The sequence below is a fragment of the Litchfieldella xinjiangensis genome (assembly GCF_000759345.1).
Lineage (GTDB): Bacteria > Pseudomonadota > Gammaproteobacteria > Pseudomonadales > Halomonadaceae > Litchfieldella_A > Litchfieldella_A xinjiangensis.
The window spans coordinates 1-561 of sequence record NZ_JPZL01000009.1 but is presented as its reverse complement, the minus strand read 5'-3'; the positions used below and the strand labels follow the sequence as shown (position 1 = coordinate 561).

General features: G+C 52.9%; 2 tRNA genes. Both read right to left on the bottom strand.

From position 1 onward, the window contains the following. Window positions 1-161 precede the first annotated feature (161 nt). Window positions 162-237, bottom strand: a tRNA-Ala gene (locus JH15_RS17425). Between the two features lie 140 nt (window positions 238-377). Further along, a tRNA-Ile gene (locus JH15_RS17420) sits at window positions 378-454 on the bottom strand. Window positions 455-561: the final 107 nt, after the last annotated feature.

The window sequence follows — 561 nt, the reverse complement described above, 5'->3', positions numbered from 1 at the left end:
TATCTTGCGTCCTTTCCTTGCGGAAAGAACATTGTCAGCATGATTCACATTGTTAAAGAGCGACTGTCAATCGACAGTCATAAACCGGTCATCGTTTCGTGCGAGAGTGGTTTATGACTGCGGATCCGATCAGGTAACTGTTGTGGTGGCGTGCAGGTAAGTGGTGGAGCCAAGCGGGATCGAACCGCTGACCTCCTGCGTGCAAGGCAGGCGCTCTCCCAGCTGAGCTATGGCCCCTCTTCTTGCTTCTGTTTTTCAGCTTGAGGCGAAACACATCGCAATAAGACGATACGACTTAATTTGCGTGAGACCAGGCGCTTCGATGCGACGCATAGCCAGCTATGCGAGTATCGTAGCAACGCCGTATCACACAAATTTGGTGGGTCTGGGCAGATTTGAACTGCCGACCTCACCCTTATCAGGGGTGCGCTCTAACCAACTGAGCTACAGACCCGGCTACCAACCACTGGGCCGAGGCCCAACAGTCTTTGCTCTGGTCGATCAGGCAATTCATTGTGAGCACTTGCCGCGAAGCAGCGAGTCGTCGTTTAAGGAGGTGAT